Origin of the sequence: Vibrio sp. 1562, from assembly GCF_033340155.1 — a bacterium.
Classification (GTDB): domain Bacteria; phylum Pseudomonadota; class Gammaproteobacteria; order Enterobacterales; family Vibrionaceae; genus Vibrio; species Vibrio alginolyticus.
This window is the reverse complement of sequence record NZ_JAWOVY010000710.1, coordinates 1-535: the sequence shown is the minus strand read 5'-3', so window position 1 is coordinate 535 and position 535 is coordinate 1. Positions and strand designations below refer to the sequence as shown.

Here is a 535-nt window from a genome sequence, read left to right as displayed (position 1 = left end):
AAGTTTGCGACTGGCCGCATTCTGAAAGAAGTTACAAAAAGTGCAGCGAACACGGCAAAACGGTACGTGAATGTACAAACAGCGCTTGTTGTTTCTCACGTTTTGGTCAGAAGCAATGCTCGACAAAACCCCTGCTTGTTGAGGTGGCGGTACTGGCACACTCGCGCCGCCAGCATGAGCCGAGTGCTTCTTCACAAAAGCAAATCTCAGGGGGTCAGGGCTATCGCTGCCCAGAACTGATTCGTCAAATTTATCAATATCGACGCTCATATATACTCACTTAAACCCCACCACATAAGGGATAGAGGCTAATCTCAAAAAAACTGCAAGGATCATAATTTGACCGTAATGATAATGCAATTGATAATTGATCTTATTTCAATTGTAAGTAATAATCGCCTCAAGTTTTCATAGTTCTACCGAGAATAACCCGTGAACGTACAAAGATATGTCATTGCAGGAGGCGCCTCTCTCGGCATTCATGCCGCACTTCTTTTTGTCTCGCAAGAGAACAAAGTGTTCGCAATGCCTGCTG

At 44.7% G+C, this 535-nt stretch carries 2 pseudogenes; one reads left to right on the top strand and one right to left on the bottom strand.

What is annotated here, in order from left to right:
• Positions 1-270: pseudogene (locus tag R7Z49_RS27235) on the bottom strand (heme anaerobic degradation radical SAM methyltransferase ChuW/HutW); the annotation flags it as partial.
• Positions 271-432: 162 nt separating this feature from the next.
• Between R7Z49_RS27235 and R7Z49_RS27230 the strand changes: the two are divergent.
• A pseudogene (locus R7Z49_RS27230) lies at positions 433-535 on the top strand (energy transducer TonB); the annotation flags it as partial.